Origin of the sequence: Thioalkalivibrio sp. AKL12 (assembly GCF_000377925.1) — a bacterium.
GTDB lineage: Bacteria > Pseudomonadota > Gammaproteobacteria > Ectothiorhodospirales > Ectothiorhodospiraceae > Thioalkalivibrio > Thioalkalivibrio versutus.
In genome coordinates this window covers 59,970-76,679 of record NZ_KB898890.1, presented here as the reverse complement: position 1 = coordinate 76,679, position 16,710 = coordinate 59,970, and the positions used below count along the sequence as shown (strand labels likewise).

Genomic DNA, 16,710 nt, shown 5'->3' with positions numbered 1-16,710 from the left:
CGCATTTAGGCATGCGGGTGCCGAGAAGACAATCCCGATCGCCCCATGATGGTGCATTCCGTCACCGACCGTGCAGCACCGGAAGGGAGCCAGGGAGCAGCGCCTCCGATGGAAACCATCGACCGGCAACGCTCTGGGGCCGACCGTCCGGAACGAGGGCACTTTTACTCGCCGGTCGCGGTCTCATCTGCTATGAATAGGTGAGCATCTTCGCTCGCCCCGGTCGCCTGCAGGTCTCCACCATGTCCGAACGTGCCCCCCCGATTGCCTGGACGCCGGCCGTTTTCTTTGCACTGACCAACCTGGCCGCGGTCACGTTGGTGCCGTGGTGGTGGCTCACCCAGGGCTTCAGCGGCGCGGCCTGGCTGTTTTTTGGCCTGTTCCTGGTGCTAAGCGGCCTGGGCATCACGGTGGGTTATCACCGGCTCTGGGCGCACCGCACCTTCAAGGCGCGGGGGCCATTGCGCGTCCTGCTGGCGCTGAGCGGTGCCCTGGCGCTGCAGAACAGCATCTACAACTGGGGCGCGCGGCATCGCGTGCATCATCGCTACGTGGATGATGTGGAACGCGACCCGCATTCCATCAAGCGCGGTTTCTGGCATGCCCACATGGGCTGGATGCTGCGCAACTGGCCCACCAGCGAGCCCGACTATTCGCGGGTGAAGGACCTGGCAAAGGACCCGGTGGTGATGTGGCAACACCGGCATTACTGGACCCTGGCATGGGGACTGAACCTGGGCCTGCCTCTGCTGCTGGGGCTGGCATTCGGGGATGTGATCGGCATGCTGCTGCTGGCCGGCATTCTGCGCATGGTGCTCAGCCACCACTTCACGTTCTTCATCAACTCCCTGGCGCATTGGTGGGGCCGTCGTCCCTACAGTGACGACAGCACCGCCGTGGACAACGGACTGGTCGCCCTGCTCACCTGGGGCGAGGGGTACCACAACTTCCACCACGCCTTTCAGGCGGACTACCGCAACGGGGTGCGCTGGTGGCAGTACGACCCCTCGAAGTGGCTGATCAACCTTTTTGCCTGGACCGGACTGGTGTATGACCGCCGCTGGACACCGCGCTTCAAGATCATGCGCGCACGGCTGCACACCGAGTTTCGCCGCCTGCTCAATGCCGACCAGGCCGGGCCGGCGCACGACTCCTGGCGCGCAACCGTGGAGCGGGAGTATCAGCGTTTCCGCGATACCGTGAACCAGTGGCAGGAGGTGCAGGCGCGCAAGATGCGGGCCGGGCGCGAGGCCATGAACGATCGCTGGGTGCGCACGGAACTGCGCACCCAGTTCAAGGAACTGGAGTATCGCCTCAAGATGCAGCGCCGCCGCCTGCGCGCCCTGTCGGCCTCTCGTCGCGCGACCACGGCGTGAACGCGGGCCCCGGATTGCGGGGCCCGAGTACCTTCAGGCGCGATCACCCCCCAGCTTGGCTGCGACCCGGTCGGCCACCTTGCCACGGACCACAACCTCGTCGGCGCCCGCCTGGCGCGCCGCCTTGAGCATCGCCCCTTCCACGTGCGGGCCAAAGGCGAGAATCTTCGCGTCCGGGTAGCGCTCGCGCCAGGTCGACACCGCTTCCACGCCACGGCTGCCGAGGTCGACCACCACCAGGTCGGGCTGCTCCGGCGCCTGACTGCTGGTAACCGATGCGCCGGCCGAACGCCAGCGCGACTCCAGCCGCACGCGGGTCATCAGGTCGGGGGTGTCGAGGTGGATATGCATAGTCGGACCCGGGCACGAAGCGAAGGCGTGGAACGAACACACTTTAGCCCCTCTCTGGCTCAGCGTCAGTCATTCGAGCGCCGAGAACACACCCGCTATGTCAGTGTTGATGATGCCCGCCTGCTGCGGGACGCTCCGCCCGCCGCACCACGGCCTGAAGATGCAGGTCGCGAAGGCCCTCCAGCTTCAGGCGGATCGGCACCTGCTGTCCTTGTTCGAGCGGCTCCAACAGATCGATCAGCATCACATGCAAACTGCCGGGCTGCAGCTCCACACGATCGTTGGCAGGAATGGTGATTGATGGAACCTCGCGCATGCGCATGACGCCGTGCTCGTCCTCGACGTGGTCGTGCAACTCGGTGACCGCAGCCACCGGCGACTCAGCGGAAACGATCTCGATGTCGCGATCGGTGGTGTTGCGCAGGGTCAGATAGGCCGCAGTACTCGGCATCGTCGGCGGCATCAGCCGCACCCACGGCTGGCCCTCGAGTTTGATGCCGTCCGGGCAGTCGCAGGCAGCATGCTCTGCAGCGTCATGGGTCGGCTCGGAAGCCACCGGGGTTGCCGCGCACAACAGGCCCACAAGCGCCAGTCCGCTCAGCGTTCGGTACAGAGGGATCATCGTTTTTCTCCTTGGGTAAGGCCGGACCAGCCGGAGCCGCGTCCGGCGATCGATCAAAATTCCACGGTCCACTTCGCCCAGAGGGTGCGGCCTGGCTCGTTGATCGGCTGGGTGCTGGCTCCGAGATCGGCCGTACCGCGCTGGATGTGTTCGCTGTAAGTGCGATCGAACAGGTTGTCCACACCCAGCATCACCCGCGATCCGGAGGACACCTCCATGCCAGCGTACATCGCGGCGGTGGCAAAACCGGGGGTTTCTTCCTGGTCGAGGCTGTAGATGGTTCCCTGGCCGGGATGAATCCGGTCCTGACGTGCGACACCTCGTACCTGGGCCCCGGCAAAGCGCCCGCCGGACTGGTACTCCAGGGCCAGGGTCATTTCAGCCGGCGGCGTCTGCGCGAGAGGCACACCATCCGTATCGTTGCTGGAGCGAACCCAGGCGGCACTGGCGCGCGCCGTCCAACGTGAGTTCATGGCCCAGGCAAGATCCATCTCGGCGCCATAAGTGGTGGCGTCCACGTTGCGCGCAGCCGGGGCCTCGTTGGCGATCAGGATGTAGTCGTCGTACTGGCCGTAGAACACGGCAACCGAGCCGGTCAGATCTCCGTGATGAACCTGCAAACCCGCATCCAGCTGGGTCAGATTCTCGGTGTCGAGGTCGAACACGCGGCGACGTTCCCAGAAATCGGCGGCACGCTCGGCGCGCCCGAGACCAACGTGCCAGCGTATCGGGGCCGCGTGGAGATCCTCCTCGTAGCGCAGAAACCCGCTGGTCTGGTGTGTACGGTCGTGTTCCCCGGGCCCGGCGCCGCCGAAGCCATCGGCGTCCTGTGCGTCAGCCCGCGACCGGTCGACACGCAGACCCGTGACCAGGCGCTGGGAGTCCGAGAATGGGTACTCCAGTTCCGCGAACACGCCGGTATCGCGGAATCGGGCGGTATCCTGGCGCGGGACATCGCGCCAGACGAAAGCGTCCATTCCCATCAGGCGATTGCCCCGGTGCCGGTTGCGCTGGTGCTCGATTCCGGCGTGTAGGAGCATATCTCCCGGCAGGGCGAAATCGGCGGCGATGCGCGCGCCGGTAGTCACGCGATCGGGGTAGCTGACCATTGGCATGTTCGGCGGCTCGCGCAAGCTATAGTTGTCCATCACATGGTCGATCTCGTTGTAGAACACCCGGGCCTCGACCTGATCCAACCACGGCGTGATGCGCTCGCGCGTCAGCGCTAGGCTGTAGCCGGTTCGCTCGAACTGCGTGCCGTCCATGCCGCGGTCGTCGTAGGCCGCCTCAGCATCCGAGCGGTCGAGGGTGAGTTCCACCAGGGTGTCGGCATCCGGCCGCCAGCCGAGGATCCCGGTGCCGCTCCAGCGCGAGTACTGCGAGTGCACCGTGTTGCCGTCGCCGTCCTTGTAATCGGCCTGATCGGACAGGGTGCCGATGCCGCGGATGTAGCCCTGCTCGCTGCCAGTGGCAACATCGGTGATCAGGTCGAAACGGTCGAAGCGCCCGACGGTGATCCCGGCAAAACCGGTCACACCGCCGTCGGCATCGAACACCGGGGCATCCCGCTCGAAACGCACCGTGCCGGCGGGATTGGCGCCATACCGCACGGTCTGGGGACCCTTGCGCACCTCAATGCGGTCGAAGGCCTGCGGATATGCGTAGGCGGTGGGCGGATCCATGCGTCCGCCGCAGCCGCCAAGGATTAGGTCATCGTCCAGCAGGATGGCCAGCCGCGAGCCACCCAGACCGCGCAACTCCGGATCGCCGCTGGTGCCACCCTTGCGGCTGACCGCGAAACCGGGGATGGACGCTAGGTACGAACCTCCATCGTGTGCCGGCAACGGCAGGCGTGGCTGGCGTGGGTCGGTGGTGACCACGCCGGGCCCTTCCATTGCCGGTGCGGTGATCACCACCGGCGGCAAAAGGACGGCCGCTGGTTCGGACGTCCCATCGGCCAACGACGCACTGGGCCACATGGGTACACTGGCACCCAGTACCATAGCCAGTGCGCGGCGCAGCGTTACATTCAGCATTACTACCTCTCCCTTGTCGTGATATCGAAGGCATCAGAGCAAGGGCCAGGCCAAACCGGTCAAGCGGCGGGCCATCGAATGCAGCGCTATGAATTGGCATGATTTTTTGGCAGATGGGTAACCGCAGGGGCTATAAACGGGTTCACCCGCATGTGGCATTTGCCACAGGGCACGGGTGATATCGCACATGCGCCAGCGATCTGGTTTGTCAGTACTCGCGGGGTTAGGCAGGCTATATTGAAGGCAATCCACAGGAACTGCCGGCCACGGCGGCTGGCTGAATAGGTACGGACGGTGGGGATAGAAACCAGATCCGATCAGACGGGTGCTGAAATCATCGGCAATTCCCCGGAACTGCAGGCCGTGCTGCGCCAGGTCAGCATGGTGGCGGCCACCGATGCCACCGTGTTGGTGCTCGGCGAAAGTGGTACCGGCAAGGAGCGACTGGCGCGGCGCATTCATGCGCAGAGCCGACGCCCGGACGGGCCGCTGGTAACGTTGAACTGTGCGGCCCTGCCCGCAGAACTGGTCGAATCGGAGCTGTTCGGCCACCGGCGCGGGGCCTTTACCGGTGCCAACTCCCACCAGACCGGGCTGGTCCAGCAAGCGGCTGGGGGCACGTTATTCCTCGACGAGATCGCCGAGCTGCCGGCTGGGGCGCAGGCCAAGCTGCTGCGGTTCCTAGAGGCCGGGGAATGCCAACCCCTGGGCGCGGGGACGACCGAACACGTGGACGTGCGCGTGATCGCCGCCACCCATCAGGACCTGCATGCGTGGGTCGGTGCCGGACAGTTTCGCGCTGATCTCTATTACCGCCTGCAGGTGGTGCCACTGGAGATGCCGCCGCTGCGCCTGCGCCAGGGCGATATCCCGCTGCTCACCGAGCACTTTCGCAACACGCTGGCCGCCCACCATGGACTGACGCCGCCGACCTTTGCGCCAGCGCTGCGCAGGTGGCTGGCCCAGTGGCCATGGCCGGGCAATGTCCGCGAGCTGAAGAACCTAGTGGAGCGCTGCGTGATCTTCATGCCGGGCCAGCAGGTGGCGCCGGGCGACATCCCGGACCACTGGATGCAGCTACCCCCGGGTCAGGCGGGCGGGCCGTGGATTATCCCTCCGGACGGCCTGAGTCTGGAACGGGTGGAGATGGAACTGATCCGCCAGGCACTGGAACAGACTCGCGGCAATCGCTCGCGCGCCGCGCGCCTGCTGGGCCTGACCCGCGACACCCTGCTGTACCGTATGAAGAAACACGCCATCAGCTAGGGAGACATGGACCGGTGTCCACGCCCACGTTGGTGCCCCGTTTGTTCCGAGACAATGTGTTTCCCTGGGTGACTTGATGTTCGGGAGTCATGGATGCCATTAAGTGAGTTCGAACTAAAGCGGATAGAAAAGCCGTCGACGCCTTCGTGGAACGCCGCAGGCCTCCCGCGCATCTCCGGGATCAGGTCGATCTTGCCTATCGCATCAAGGGTCAGAGCGTGCTGCTGTTCGAGCGGCGGCCGGCCTGGGACGACTCGGGGCGTACGCTGGAGATACCTATTGCCAAGACCACACTGGTCAAAAAATCGGGCGCCTGGAAGATCTTCTGGCTGCGATCGGATCTCGCCTGGCACCGCCATGATCCGAAACCGGCCCTCGTCGCTGGATGAGGCCCTGAAGATCATCGGCGCGGACGACCACGCCTGCTTCTTCGGGTAGCACCACGGACGCCGGTGAGACCGGCAACCGGGACCACGACGAGTCCCCGGAGGAGGATGCATGCACGAGTTTTCGCTGATGGCCGATTTGATGCGCAAGATCGAGCAGGTGGCGGTCGACAACAACGCGGAGCGGGTCACCCGGGTGCGGGTATGGCTGGGCGCGCTGTCGCATATCACGCCGGAGCATTTCCGCGAGCACTTCGAGGACGGCACCCGCGGCACCGTCGCCGAGGGGGCCGAGCTGGAGGTGGAGACCTCGGACGACGAGACCCACCCCGAGGCCCAGCAGATCCTGCTGCGGAGCCTGGACGTGGCGTGAGCGCCGCCGCGACACGCGCCCCGTCGCCTGCGCGCTGGCACCTGGTGGTCACCGGCCGGGTTCAGGGCGTTGGCTTCCGGCCGTTTGTCGCGGAGCGGGCCCGGCGGCTCGGCATCACCGGCTCGGTGGGCAACACGCCGTCCGGCGTGGTGATCGAGGCCGAGGGACGAGAGGCCGCGCTCGTCGCGCTGCGGGCGGCCCTGGAGCAGGAGGCCCCGCCGGCCGCGCGGGTCGATGCGATCACCGTGACGGCATCTCGCCCCGTCGGCGACACCGCCTTCCGCGTGGTTCAGGGCCCCGGGCAGGGCGGCGCGCCGGCCCTGGCGCCGGACCGTGCACCCTGCCCCGACTGCCGCGCCGAGATCCGTGACCCCGCAGCAAGGCGCTACCGCTACCCGTTTACCGCCTGTACGGTCTGCGGGCCGCGCTGGAGTATAGCGACGGCCCTGCCCTGGGACCGCTCGCAGACCACCCTGGACGGGTTCCCGCTGTGCGCGGCCTGCCGGGCGGAATTCGAGGCCCCGGGGGACCGGCGCTTTCACGCGGAGGCCATGGCCTGCCCGGACTGCGGGCCGCAGGTAACGCTGCGCGGCCCGGACGGAAGCGAACACGCCACCGGCGATGCGGCCCTGCACGCGGCAGTCAACGCCCTGCGCGAGGGGCAGATCCTGGCGCTGAAGGGTCTGGGCGGGTTCCAGCTCCTGGTGGACGCGACCCGCCAGGATGCGGTGGCCCGCCTGCGCGCGCGCAAGCAGCGCCCGGACAAGCCGCTGGCGGTCATGCTGCCGGATGGCGACTGGCTGGACCAAGTGGCGCGCGCCACCGGCGCCGAACGTACGCTGCTGGATGCGCCGGAGGCACCGATCGTGCTGGTGGACCGCCGGCCCGGCGCCCCGCTGGCGGAGGACGTGGCGCCGGGGTTCAACCGCCTGGGATTGATGCGGCCGGCGACGCCGCTGCATCACCTGCTGCTGGAGGCCTTCGCCGGCCCGCTGGTCTGCACCTCGGGCAACCGCGGCGGCGAGCCCCTTTGTATCGACACCGCGGAGGCGGTGACCCGACTGGGCATGATCGCGGACGGGATCCTGGACCACGACCGGCCGATCGCGCGGGCACTGGACGATTCGGTGGTCCAGATCGCCGCGGGCCGGCCTCAATGCCTGCGCCTCGGCCGCGGGTATGCGCCGCTGCGAGTGCCCCTGCCAGACGCCGGGCCCGTCACCCTTGCGCTGGGGGGCCACCTGAAGGCCGCCCCGGCCCTGGCCCTGGAGAACGAGATGGTCGTCGGCGCCCACATCGGCGACCTGGACAGCGATGCGGCCCTGCACCGGCTGGCTGGCGAGGCTCGCGCACTGGGCGAGCTCTGTGGCGTGGACGTCGCGCGCGTCGCCTGCGACCGGCATCCCGACTACGCCTCCACGCCGCTGGCCGGGGGCTGGGGGCTTCCCGTCTTCGCCGTACAGCACCATTACGCCCACGCGGCGGCCTGCCTGGCAGAGCACGGGGTACGCGAACCGGCCGTGGCGCTGGTCTGGGACGGCATGGGCCTGGGCGAGGACGGCATGCTATGGGGCGGCGAATGCCTGGCAGTGGACGCCGACGGGGACTTTAAACGGCGGGGTCATCTGCGGCCCTTCCGCCTGCCCGGGGCCGAGGCCGCGATCCGCGAACCCCGGCGCGCCCTGCTGGGCCTGCTGCATGCCCACTTCGACGGCGATCCGGCCGCGCTGGAGGCGAGCCCCGCGCGGGCCTTGTTTACCGCTGCGGAATGGCACCCGCTGCTCGCGGCACTGGAGCGAGGGATCCACGCCCCCTGGACGACCAGCGTCGGGCGGCTGTTCGACGCGGTCGCGGCGCTGGAAGGGCTGCGCACCGGTGCCGGCTTCGAGGGGCAGGCGGCCATGCTCGTGCAGCAGGCGGCGGAGGCCGCAGGGGACGGGGTTGACGCCTCTGGCATTTCGCTGAGTACGGCCACAACGCCGTGGCGGGCCGACTGGGGCCCGCTGGTCGCCGCCCTGCTGGCCGATCATGCCGGCGCGGCGACACCCGGACGCATGGCGGCCCGCCTGCACGGGGCGCTGGCCGGATTCGCGGTCGACGCCGCCCGGGCCGGGGGGCATGCAACCGTGGCGCTGACCGGCGGATGCTTCCAGAATCGGTGGTTGCTGCAACAATGCGTGGACGCGCTGCAGGCCGCCGGCTTCCGTGCGCTGTGGCCGCAACGCATCCCGCCCAATGACGGCGGGCTGGCCCTGGGCCAGGCGCTGATCGGGCGCCGGGCCGCGGTGCCCCCGAACGGAGACTGAGCCCATGTGCCTTGCCATACCCGGTCGTATCGACAGCGTGGACGGTGTCGACCCGCTGTTCCGCCAGGCGCGCGTAGCTTTCGGTGGCGTCACGCGCATGGTCTCGCTGGCCTGCACCCCCGAGGCCGGGCCCGGCGACTACGTGCTGGTCCACGCCGGCATCGCGATCGCCACCCTCGACGAGGCCGCTGCCGAACGCACCCTGGCGGCCCTGCGCGAAATCCCCGCGCACGACCCGCCCGCCCCGGAGGGCCCGTGAAGCACCTGGACGAATACCGCGACCCGGCGCTGATCCTGCGTCAGGTGGAAGCGATCCGCGCCACCTGCACCCGGCGCTGGACGCTGATGGAGGTCTGCGGCGGCCAGACCCACGCGATCCTGCGCCATGGCCTGGATGAACTGCTGGCGGACGCCGTCGAGCTGATCCACGGGCCCGGCTGCCCGGTCTGCGTGACCCCGGCCGAGACCCTGGACCAGGCGGTACTGCTGACCCGACGCCCGGAGGTAATGCTTTGCACCTTCGGCGACATGCTGCGCGTGCCCGGGGCGCTGGGCGACCTGAACGCGGCGCACGCAGCCGGGGGCGAGGTGCGCGTGATCTACTCGCCGCTGGATGCGGTGGCGCTGGCGCGCGAACACCCGGAGCGCGAGGTCGTGCTGCTGGCGGTGGGCTTCGAGACCACCGCCCCGGCCGCCGCGATCGCCGTGCTGCAGGCCGAGGCCCTGGGCCTGGGCAACCTGTCGCTGCTGGTCTCGCACTCGCTGGTACCGCCGGCGATGGAGGCCCTGCTAGCCGACCCGGACAACCGCATCCAGGGCTTCCTGGCCGCCGGCCATGTCTGCACGGTGGAGGGGGCGGCCGCCTATCACGCGATCGCCGAACGCTTCCGGGTCCCAATCGTGGTGACCGGCTTCGAGCCGGTGGACCTGCTGGCCGGGATCCACGCCTGCGTGGAGCAACTGGAACGCGGCGCGGCCCGGGTGGAGAACCGCTACGACCGGGCAGCGCCGGACGACGGCAACGCAGCCGCGCGCGCTGCGGTCTCTCGCGTCTTCGAGCCGGTCGAGCGCGAATGGCGGGGCATGGGACGCCTGCCCGCCAGCGGCCTCGGGCTGCGCTCGGAATACGCCCGGTTCGACGCCGTGGCCCGTTTCGGGCTCGTCACACCCGAGGCGACCGGGGATGGCCCCTGCATCGCCGGCGAGGTGCTGCGCGGACTGCGCCGCCCCACCGACTGCCCCGCCTTCGGCCGCGATTGCACGCCGGATACCCCGCTGGGCGCGCCCATGGTCTCCTCCGAGGGGGCTTGCGCGGCCTACCTGTACTTTCGGGGCGAGGCATGACCACCGACGTCGTACGCCTCGCGCATGGCGGCGGGGGGCGGATGCAGGCGAAGCTGCTGGACGAGGTGATCCTGCCAGCGCTGGGCATCCCGGCCCTCGCCGCCCCCGATGCCGCCGTGCTCGACGCCCCGGGCGGGCGCCTGGCAATTACGACGGACAGCTTCGTGGTGCGGCCGCTGTTCTTCCCGGGTGGCGACATCGGCCGGCTCGCGGTGCACGGTACGATCAACGACCTCGCTATGGCCGGGGCGCGCCCCCTGTGGCTGACCCTCGGCCTGATCCTGGAGGAGGGGCTGCCGCTGGACGACCTGCGGCGCGTCCTCGCCTCGGTGCAGGCGGCCGCAGAGGAATGCGGCGTGCGGGTGGTCGCCGGCGACACCAAGGTGGTGGAGGCCAGGCGCGGCGACGGGGTCTACATCAACACCAGCGGGGTGGGCGTCGTGCCCGAAGGCGTGCAGATCACGCCGGGCGCGATCCGGCCCGGTGATGTACTGCTCGCCAGTGGCGATCTTGGCCGCCATGGTGTCGCAATCCTCGCCGCCCGCGAAAACCTGGGCCTGGACCCGCCGATCCCCAGTGACAGCGCATCGGTCGCCGGGGCCGTGGCCGCACTACTGGCCGCCGGCGTGCCAGTCCGCGCGCTGCGCGACCCGACCCGCGGCGGTGCGATCGCCGCCCTGCAGGAGCTGGCCGATGCCTCCGCCTGCCGGCTGGTGCTGGAGGACGCCGCAATCCCCGTGCGCAACGACGTGCGCGGGGCCTGCGAGATCCTCGGCCTGGACCCCCTGCACTCCGCCTGCGAGGGCCGCTTCCTGGCCGCCGTTCCGGAACACGCGACCGCTCAGGCCCTGAGGATTCTCCGGACCCGCGCGGAGACAGCCGGGGCCGTCGCCATCGGACGGGCGGAGGCGGGCGAACCGGCCGTCATCCGGCGCCTGGCGACCGGCGTGGAGCGCCGGGTCATCCTGCCGGCCGGCGAGCAACTGCCACGTATTTGCTGAAGCGGCCTGCGTATCGCGCTATGGTGGGTCAGAACGACAGGAGGACCCCGAGATGAACTTGCGCACCCTCATGGGAACCGCTCTAGCATTGGCCACCACGCCCGTCCTGGCCCACCCCGGGCACGGACACGGGGACGCCTTCTCGCTGCTCCACTTCCTGAGTTCACCCGAGCATCTCTGGCCCCTCGGGCTGCTGATGCTGGCCATTGTCGGGGGCCTGTTCGGTGCCCGCTGGTACCGCCACCGGGCGCGACGCTGACGTCAGCCGGCGACGGACGAACCTTCCACCGCCCACCAGTAGCGCTGTTCGTAGTCGCGGTCGCGATCGCGCACCGGTACCGGGACGAAACCCATCGCCGCGAAGAAGCTGGCCGCCGAGGCCTGGGCCTTGACCAGCACCCCGGCCACCCCGGCCTCGTGCGCGGCGCTCCGGCAGGCCTCGACCAGTTGCCGGCCCACACCCTGCCCGCGGTCGGCTCGCCCCACGTAGAGGCCATGCAGCAGCAGCCCGTCGGCGGCACCCTCCGGCAGCTCGCGGGGCTCCGCCGTCTCCCAGGCGGCGACGCCGACCACCTCGCCCGCACGCTCCAGCACCGTCACCTCGAGGAACATCAGATCGGCCTCGGTATAGCGGTAGGCCGGCAGGGCGAGCCGGCGCACACGTTCGGGCAGGGGCCAATCCTCGATCGCCTCGGCCACCAGATGGTTGATGGTGTCGAGATCGCCGGGGCGGGCCGGGCGGAGGGATTCGGTAGATTTCGTCATGGGCATCTTTGCAGTATCGGGCACAGTCGGGCTCGTCGTCGGCATGGTTCCTGCTCGGACCTGTTCGACGGGCCGAAGTGCCGGGACAAACGGCCCACGCGGGCCGTCACGACAACGCCATCCCCGATCAGGGATAATCGTGGCGCACCGAAAGGAGACGACACCGCACCATGACGGAACTGAAAAAGGCGATCGAGCACCAGCGCGACTACCTCGAGGACAAACTGCATGAACCCCTGGCGGAGATCGCCAGCCGCTTGAGCGCGGCGTGGCCACGCCGCGAGGCGCTGGACTCGATCCTGGAGGAGGCGATCCGCCAGATCCCGGAGGCGACCTTCGTGTATGCGCTGAATACCGAGGGGGTCCAGCTTTCGGACAACATCTCGCGCACTGGCGTACTGCCGGAACACTTCGGGCGCGATCGCTCGCAGCGCCCGTACATGAAGGAGGCCGTGCCCGCGGACGGTTTCCTGCTGTCGGATGCCTACATCAGCCTGCTCGGACGCCGGCCATCCCTGACCTCATTGCAGCTGGTGCGCGACGACCAGGGCAATGCGCTGGGCTTTCTCGGCGCGGACTTCGATCTGCGCAACCTGCCCGACTTCTCCGAGGACCTGTACGAGGAGCCCAGCGAGTGGCGCCAGATCAAGGGCGATCCGTCGATTCGCGGGACACTGTTCCTGCAGAGCCGCACCGAGAGCCTGATGGACCAGAACATGGACACCGCCCTGGCCATTCTGGAAGAACTGTTCACCGAGCGCGGCGTGTTCCAGGGCGTGTTCCACTTCTCCAGTTCCCGCGCCACGCTATGGACCACCGAGGACCCGTACCGCTACCGCATCCTGACCCACGAGTCCCTGGGCGACCCGGACGTCTGCCTGGCGTTTCCGCACGAGCCATATCCCGCGGAGGCGCTGATCCCGAAGGAGGAGGTCGGCCGCGTGCTGGAGGCGCTGCGCGCGCTGCGCTATGCCGACGAGACCGTGTACCTGCGCTCCGCCTCGATCAACCTGTTCAACGGCATGATCAGCCTGACCTTCTCCTGCGACGGCTCGCACTACATGACCTGGGACGACTTCCTCGGCCGCTCCATCCAGTTCTGGATCGGTGCCACCGGCTAGGGAGACGCGGATCGATGCGCGGCTCCCCCGGGGGCTGTCACACGCCGATCAACTGGGTCATCATGGTCACGGGATCACCGGGGCCACACGCACATGGAAACCGGATACGCCAGGGAGATGGGTGGCCGCGCCGAGCAACAGGACGCGGTGACCGTGCTACAAAACGCGGACGGGCAGAGCGCCCTGCTGCTAGTCGCGGACGGAATGGGCGGCCACGAGGGCGGGGCACGCGCCTCGCACGCCGCGATCGCGACCGCCGAACGCCTGTGGACCCGCTACGCGGGGCAGGCCGCCAATGCCCGTGCCCTGCTCCACGCTCTCTTCCACGAGACCCATGCAGCCTTGCTGGAGGCCGGGGGTACCGATCCGTCACAACGCCCCGGCACCACGCTGGTGGCACTGTATGTGACCCCGAACTCCGCCTGCTGGGCCCATTGCGGCGACAGCCGGCTGTACCACTTCGAGGGCGACACCCTTCAGCGGCGCACGCGCGATCACACCCGGGTCCAGCAGCTGGTCGACGAGGGGGTAATAAGCGAGGCGCAAATGGCAACGCACCCGGAGCAGAACCGGCTATTGCGAGGCCTCGGCGTGGTCGACCCGATCGAGGTGGACTACGCCGAGGCCCCCGTCACCCGTCACACGCGCTTCTTGTTGTGCTCGGACGGCTTCTGGGAACAGATCGGACCGATCGAGATCGCGGAACTGCTGGACAGCCCGGACCTCGACACGGCCACCGCGAGCGCAGCCGTCGAAGCGGCGCGACGCGGCGGAGCCAAGGGTGACAACGTGGCCCTGGCAGCATGGCGGACCGGGCCGCCGCGCGGGCGTTTCTGGCGCCGGCACCTGAAGGCGCGCATCGGGCCCACGCTGGGCCTTCTGGCGCTACTGGCTGCGGCCCTTGCGATCCTGCTGTGGCCGCTGGACTGATGCCGACCGTATACTCGCGGACTCGCCGAGCCGCACCAGTCCTTGCCATGATGCCAGCCCACACCACGCTGCTTCGCCTCGTCCTGCTCGCCGTACTGACAGCGTTCCTGTCCGGCTGTGCGCAGCTACAGGGCTTGTTCGACCCCGAGGCGGAGGCCACCGAGGACGTGGTCGCCGCGACCGACGAGGCCCCGTCCGACCCGCTCGCCCGTGAGGAGCAGGACGAGCGCCTCAAGATCGCCGAGATCGTGCAGCTCTTGCAGGGCGGCGAGATGGACCGGGCACGCTCGGCACTGGACCGGATCCTCGCAGATGATCCGGGCAACCGCGCCGCCCGCGGCCTGCGTGAACAGCTCTCCGGGGATCCGCAGGCGACCCTGGGCGAGGCCTATTTCGTTCACACGGTGGAGCCGGGCGACAGCCTGGGCGGGCTGGCGCGTGAGCACCTCGGCGATGCCACCCGCTTTGTGATCCTTGCACGCTACAACGACATCGAACGCCCGGACCGGCTGCTCGTCGGGCAACGGCTGCGCATCCCGCGGGATGTAGGGGGGCCGCAGCGTGGCGAGACAGATCTGGACGAACAGCTGATGGCTCTGGACCCCGACGCCGCGCCCGGCGTCAGCGAGGACGGTTTGCGCCGCGCCATCGAGGCCGACCTGGCAGCCGGGCGTTATGGCGCGGCGCTGGAGGTCGTGGAGCTGGCCCGCGAGCACCCCGAGGCGCAGAACGAATGGGCCAGCTGGCTGGACCCGCTTTCGCGCGACGCGGCGATCGGCTACTGGCACCGGCGGGGCGTGGAGGCGCGCTCTGCAGGCGCGACCGGAAACGCGCTGGAGGCCTTCGGCCGGGTGCTCGAACAGGACCCGCAACACGCGACCGCGCGCCAGCACCTTGACGAGCTGGAGCAACAGCGCAAGGAGGCCCTGCACGCGGAGGCCATCGTGCGCTACCGCAACCAGGACCTGGAGACCGCCATCGCATTGTGGGACGAGGCCCTGGCGATCGACCCCGGATTCGAGGCGGCGCGCGGCTATCGCCTGCGAGCCCTGGAACTGCAGCGTCGCCTGAATGCCCTGGACCGCGAGAACGGCCGGAGTTAATCCGTAGCGGTACGTCTTGAGGTGGCTTCGATCGGCAACTCGTCGGATGCGAGCTCCTGGGTGCGGTCGCCGTCAGCAACCGGCCCGGCAGCGCTGCGCTCGGGCGTCCCGGCGACCCGGCGCTTCATGCGCGCCTCCAGCGAGTCGGCCATCGCGTTGTAGGCACTGAAGACCCGCTCGAAGTCGTCGTGTCGACGGGCACGGATCCGGGTATCGAGCCGCCCCTGACCGATCTGGTCCAGCGCCCCGCGCAGGCGGTCCAGCGGCGCCTGAAGACGCCGGGCGAGCACGTAGGCCCCCAGGAGCACCGCGAGGAGGGTGACCAGCGTGAGCATCAGCAAGGCCATGAAGGTGGCCTCGTTCGCCGCGCGCAGCGACCCCGTGGACAGCCCGACCTGGAGTTGCCCAAGGTGATGATCCTGGTAGCGAACCGGGGCCTCGAACATGAACAGCTCTGCGCCATCCCGCCCGGTGACGGACCACACGGCCTGGCCGTCGCGACGCTGAAGCAGGCGGTCCTCGGAAGGCGGCTCGTAGGGCTGGCCCAGGGCCTCCGGGTCGCTGCTGGCCACCACCTCGCCGCGGTGGTCCACGACGCTCAGCAGGGCAATCTCCCGGTTCGCCTGCATGTCGCGCAGGCGGCCCTGGACCGCGATGGTGTCCTCCAGCAACAGGTCCTCGGCACTCTCCACCGAGATGATCTGCGCCAGCGTGGCCCCATAGTCAAACGCCAGATCGGTCATCACCTCGTTCTGCTTCTGGTGTACCAGCGTACCGCCGACAACCAGGGTGACCGCCACCAGTGCCCCCATGACCGCGGCCCAGCGCAGACGCAGCGGGATGATCCGACGCCCGGCACCTGCCCGTTCGCGCTCGGCGCGTTGCTCGTCGATACGCTCGAGGTCCACCAGTAGCTCGCCGGCCGACTGGTAGCGCTCGTCCGGCTCCTTCGCCAGCAGGCGCAGCACCAGCTCGATCAGTTCCTGCGGACAGTCGCGCACGATGACCCGCGGTGCGGGGACCGAATCCTTGACCACCCGGGTCAGCAGGGTCTCGACATCATGCCCGCGAAACGGGGTGGCCCCCGTCAGGAGCTCGTACAGCACCACGCCCACGGAATAGAGATCGGCACGAGCGTCGGTATCGCGGCCACGGACCTGCTCCGGCGCCATATAGTGCGGCGATCCTGCGATATAGCCGTCGTCGTCCTCGGCAAGCCAGTCGTCGTCGGCGCGCCAGTCGGGGTCCCTGAGGGTGCGGGCAATGCCGAAGTCCATCACCTTGATGTTCGCCGTGGCGCTGGTGACGATGATGTTCTCGGGCTTGATGTCGCGGTGCACGACGCCATGCCGGTGCGCATAGTCCAGGGCCTCCACCAGCTGGATGGCGATCTTCAGGACATTGCGCAGCAGCAGCGGGCGGAACTGTTCCGCGAACTCCGCGAGGGTGATGCCGTCCAGCAGCTCCATCGCGATGAACGGCTGCTGATCCGACTCGCCGACATCGAAGATGGTGACGATGCCCGGGTGGGTCAGGGTGCCGGCGGCGCGCGCCTCGGCCAGGAAGCGCCGGCGGTACTCGGGCCGTCGGGCGTAGTCCGGCTGCAGGCACTTGATCGCCAGCGGACGCCGGATATCCGGGTCATAGCCGCGATGGATGACAGCCATCGCACCGCGCCCGATCTCCTCGCCGACCCCGTAGCGTCCGATCCGCTGCATGCTCCGGCGACC

General features: G+C 69.0%; 17 protein-coding genes. 12 read left to right on the top strand and 5 right to left on the bottom strand.

The features are described from left to right. Positions 1-242 precede the first annotated feature (242 nt). Positions 243-1,376 (top strand): acyl-CoA desaturase, encoded by a 1,134-nt coding sequence (locus tag D579_RS0101660; RefSeq protein WP_038039557.1) that lies wholly within the window; start codon positions 243-245, stop codon positions 1,374-1,376. Between the two features lie 33 nt (positions 1,377-1,409). Here the strand turns inward: D579_RS0101660 and D579_RS0101655 are convergent, their stop codons facing one another. The 3 genes from D579_RS0101655 to D579_RS0101645 form a co-directional block, all read right to left on the bottom strand. Beyond that, positions 1,410-1,727 (bottom strand): response regulator transcription factor, encoded by a 318-nt coding sequence (locus tag D579_RS0101655; protein WP_018950899.1) that lies wholly within the window; start codon positions 1,725-1,727, stop codon positions 1,410-1,412. Positions 1,728-1,827: 100 nt separating this feature from the next. Further along, positions 1,828-2,349, bottom strand: coding sequence for a copper chaperone PCu(A)C (locus D579_RS0101650; RefSeq protein WP_018937479.1), 522 nt, complete (start codon positions 2,347-2,349; stop codon positions 1,828-1,830). Positions 2,350-2,402: 53 nt separating this feature from the next. Next, positions 2,403-4,385 carry a TonB-dependent copper receptor gene (locus D579_RS0101645; protein WP_018950898.1) on the bottom strand — a complete coding sequence of 661 codons (1,983 nt, stop codon included), beginning with the start codon at positions 4,383-4,385 and terminating at the stop codon, positions 2,403-2,405. Positions 4,386-4,718: 333 nt separating this feature from the next. Here D579_RS0101645 and D579_RS0101640 point away from each other — a divergent pair, with 333 nt between their 5' ends. From D579_RS0101640 to D579_RS0101605, 8 genes are all read left to right on the top strand, one after another. Next, the gene (locus D579_RS0101640; RefSeq protein WP_026289117.1) at positions 4,719-5,651 is read left to right on the top strand and encodes a sigma-54-dependent Fis family transcriptional regulator; all 933 of its coding nucleotides are present in this window, start codon (positions 4,719-4,721) and stop codon (positions 5,649-5,651) included. A 146-nt stretch (positions 5,652-5,797) separates the two neighbouring features. After that, a complete protein-coding gene (locus tag D579_RS14120; RefSeq protein ID WP_018950897.1) occupies positions 5,798-6,040 on the top strand; it encodes a DUF3024 domain-containing protein in 243 nt (80 codons plus the stop codon). Positions 6,041-6,149: 109 nt separating this feature from the next. Next, positions 6,150-6,410 carry a hydrogenase maturation nickel metallochaperone HypA gene (locus tag D579_RS0101630; protein WP_018950896.1) on the top strand — a complete coding sequence of 87 codons (261 nt, stop codon included), beginning with the start codon at positions 6,150-6,152 and terminating at the stop codon, positions 6,408-6,410. Further along, positions 6,407-8,716, top strand: coding sequence for a carbamoyltransferase HypF (gene hypF / locus D579_RS0101625; protein WP_018950895.1), 2,310 nt, complete (start codon positions 6,407-6,409; stop codon positions 8,714-8,716). Before D579_RS0101630 ends, hypF begins: the two co-directional genes overlap by 4 nt. A 4-nt stretch (positions 8,717-8,720) precedes the next feature. Then, positions 8,721-8,975: a HypC/HybG/HupF family hydrogenase formation chaperone gene (locus D579_RS0101620; RefSeq protein WP_018649597.1), complete on the top strand. Its 255-nt coding sequence runs from the start codon at positions 8,721-8,723 to the stop codon at positions 8,973-8,975. Beyond that, positions 8,972-10,060 carry a hydrogenase formation protein HypD gene (hypD, locus tag D579_RS0101615; RefSeq protein ID WP_018950894.1) on the top strand — a complete coding sequence of 363 codons (1,089 nt, stop codon included), beginning with the start codon at positions 8,972-8,974 and terminating at the stop codon, positions 10,058-10,060. Before D579_RS0101620 ends, hypD begins: the two co-directional genes overlap by 4 nt. Then, the gene (gene hypE, locus D579_RS0101610) at positions 10,057-11,061 is read left to right on the top strand and encodes a hydrogenase expression/formation protein HypE (protein ID WP_018950893.1); all 1,005 of its coding nucleotides are present in this window, start codon (positions 10,057-10,059) and stop codon (positions 11,059-11,061) included. The genes hypD and hypE overlap by 4 nt, the downstream gene beginning before the upstream one ends. A 52-nt stretch (positions 11,062-11,113) precedes the next feature. Beyond that, complete coding sequence (locus tag D579_RS0101605) at positions 11,114-11,320, top strand: hypothetical protein (protein WP_018950892.1); 207 nt, start codon at positions 11,114-11,116, stop codon at positions 11,318-11,320. A gap of 2 nt (positions 11,321-11,322) precedes the next feature. Here the strand turns inward: D579_RS0101605 and D579_RS0101600 are convergent, their stop codons facing one another. Continuing rightward, positions 11,323-11,826 (bottom strand): GNAT family N-acetyltransferase, encoded by a 504-nt coding sequence (locus D579_RS0101600; RefSeq protein WP_018950891.1) that lies wholly within the window; start codon positions 11,824-11,826, stop codon positions 11,323-11,325. A 170-nt stretch (positions 11,827-11,996) separates the two neighbouring features. On the opposite strand from D579_RS0101600, the gene D579_RS0101595 reads away from it, so the two are divergent. From D579_RS0101595 to D579_RS0101585, 3 genes are all read left to right on the top strand, one after another. Next, the gene (locus D579_RS0101595; RefSeq protein WP_018950890.1) at positions 11,997-12,947 is read left to right on the top strand and encodes a PDC sensor domain-containing protein; all 951 of its coding nucleotides are present in this window, start codon (positions 11,997-11,999) and stop codon (positions 12,945-12,947) included. 93 nt (positions 12,948-13,040) lie between these two features. After that, positions 13,041-13,877, top strand: coding sequence for a PP2C family serine/threonine-protein phosphatase (locus D579_RS0101590; RefSeq protein ID WP_026289412.1), 837 nt, complete (start codon positions 13,041-13,043; stop codon positions 13,875-13,877). A 47-nt stretch (positions 13,878-13,924) separates the two neighbouring features. Then, the gene (locus D579_RS0101585; protein WP_018950888.1) at positions 13,925-14,980 is read left to right on the top strand and encodes a LysM domain-containing protein; all 1,056 of its coding nucleotides are present in this window, start codon (positions 13,925-13,927) and stop codon (positions 14,978-14,980) included. On the opposite strand, the gene D579_RS0101580 is transcribed toward D579_RS0101585, so the two are convergent. Continuing rightward, on the bottom strand, positions 14,977-16,698 hold the full coding sequence (locus D579_RS0101580; RefSeq protein ID WP_018950887.1) for a serine/threonine-protein kinase: 1,722 nt from the start codon (positions 16,696-16,698) through the stop codon (positions 14,977-14,979). The two genes, D579_RS0101585 and D579_RS0101580, sit on opposite strands and share 4 nt — an antisense overlap. Between the last annotated feature and the right edge of the window lie 12 nt (positions 16,699-16,710).